Annotated in this window: 3 protein-coding genes; 1 reads left to right on the top strand and 2 read right to left on the bottom strand. The window is 66.3% G+C overall.

The window, feature by feature from the left end:
- Positions 1-261: DUF4177 domain-containing protein (locus tag WHI96_RS27750; RefSeq protein WP_349302526.1), on the top strand; the 261-nt coding region annotated here is incomplete at its 5' end.
- Between the two features lies 1 nt (position 262).
- On the opposite strand, the gene WHI96_RS27745 is transcribed toward WHI96_RS27750, so the two are convergent.
- Positions 263-529, bottom strand: coding sequence for a tyrosine-type recombinase/integrase (locus WHI96_RS27745; RefSeq protein WP_345650588.1), 267 nt, complete (start codon positions 527-529; stop codon positions 263-265).
- Complete coding sequence (locus WHI96_RS27740) at positions 483-938, bottom strand: site-specific integrase (RefSeq protein ID WP_349302525.1); 456 nt, start codon at positions 936-938, stop codon at positions 483-485. The genes WHI96_RS27745 and WHI96_RS27740 overlap by 47 nt, the downstream gene beginning before the upstream one ends.
- Positions 939-1,094: the final 156 nt, after the last annotated feature.

Genomic DNA, 1,094 nt, shown 5'->3' with positions numbered 1-1,094 from the left:
AAGCTCCTGGTCAGGCGGATTGATCTAGGCAATCGCCCGTCTACCAGGAGCTTCACCCTTTCGAGGTCACGCCACGCCGCACGCCAGCTGACCTGCTCGTCCATCAGGTTGGCAAAGGCTCAGTGGCTCGACAACCTGAACGCTCTAGGAGCGGAGGGCTGGGAGGTGGTCTCGGACACCATCATCTACGGCAAGGGCTCGAACGGCATGCAGTGGCCGGTTCTCCTGCTGAAGCGCCGCAAGCAGGCGACCACGGAGTAGATCAGCCGCCGTCCGAAGCCGGAAAGATCTCGTCCATCGCGATCGCCCCGTGTTCGAGTACCGGCCGGAGCTGTTGCCGGTACACGGCTTCGGTGACTGCGGTCCCGCTGTGGCCGACCAACCGGGAGATGTGCTCCAGGGGCACTCCGGAGTCGGAGAGCAGCGAGACGAAGCTGTGGCGCAGCTCGCGTGGTGTCCACTCGGCCGCATCGAGGCCTGCGTCAGCCGCAACGCGTCGGAACGATCGACGAACGTTGTGCGCGTCCAACTCCGTGCCGTTGCGGGGAGGCGAACACGAGATCAGCCCGCCCCGTGGAGACCTCAGGCCGTTCGGCGTGTGCAGCGAGCGCGCGGACTGCCCGGGACGGCATCGCCAGACGCCGTCGGGACCTGCGGGTCTTGGTGTCGCCGTCCATGCGTACGGAGCGCAGAACGGAGATCGACGGCGGCACCGGTGGATCCTCGCCAGGTGACCCGACCAGGTCGACATCTTCCCAACGCAGCGCGCGCAGCTCCTCCGTGCGTGCTCCGGTGAGCAGCGACAGCACGACATAGGCGCGCATTGAGCTGACCTCTGCGGCCCTGAGCAGCTTCTCGGCCTGGGTGAAGGTCAGTGACTTGGACCGCCGTCCCTCGCGCCCGGTTGGGACCGAGCACAGCTCGACGACGTTGCGCATGACCTTGTCCCGAGCCATTGCGTGACGGATGTCGACGACGGGCTGAGACTGACCCCCTGACGTCGGATTGGGATTGACCCCTTCTGGACGACGCTGAGGGGGTGTTGTCGGTGGAGGACTGGGCCGAGATCCGTCGTCTACATCGGGCGGAGGGTG

Origin of the sequence: Pseudonocardia tropica (assembly GCF_040105315.1) — a bacterium.
GTDB classification, from domain to species: Bacteria; Actinomycetota; Actinomycetes; order Mycobacteriales; family Pseudonocardiaceae; genus Pseudonocardia; species Pseudonocardia alni.
Note: the sequence above shows the minus strand (reverse complement) of the source record. Positions and strands in the feature narration are given on the sequence as shown.